The following is a 465-nucleotide window of genomic DNA, read 5'->3' on the forward strand; positions in this document are numbered from 1 at the left end:
CCGCGGGCAGGCACGGCTGATCGACGATGCCGCCGCCGCCGATCTGGAACGTGTCCGCGAATTGCTCGACGACCTGGAGGGCAAGCAGGAAATCGCGCGTCTGCTCGACAATGCCAGCGCGGGCGATGCGACGCGCATCTTCATTGGTGCGGAGAACAAATTATTCTCGCTTTCCGGTTCATCTGTCATCACCAAACCCTTCCGTGGTCTTGATGGTCGCGTGATCGGCGTTGTTGGTGTGATTGGGCCGACACGGTTGAACTATGCGCGCGTCGTGCCCATGGTGGATTATACCGCCGCGACACTCGCGCGGCTCATGGGCTAATTGGATAGTGTGACGACATGATCGAAGACGAAAAGATCAACTTGACCAGCGAACTGCGCGCCGAAACCGCGACCGACGCGCCGGAAGTGGCCGAACACGATTACGCGAAAGAGCGCGTCGCCAAGCTGGAAGCCGAACTT

1 protein-coding gene is annotated in these 465 nt (G+C 59.8%); it reads left to right on the forward strand.

Annotated elements, in window-relative coordinates; translation table 11 throughout:
- Positions 1-325: hypothetical protein (locus AACY45_RS28420; protein ID WP_339548795.1), on the forward strand; the 325-nt coding region annotated here is incomplete at its 5' end.
- Positions 326-465 lie beyond the last annotated feature (140 nt).

This window comes from Pseudomonas sp. RA_35y_Pfl2_P32 (assembly GCF_963970735.1).
In the GTDB taxonomy this organism is placed as follows: Bacteria; Pseudomonadota; Gammaproteobacteria; order Pseudomonadales; family Pseudomonadaceae; genus Aquipseudomonas.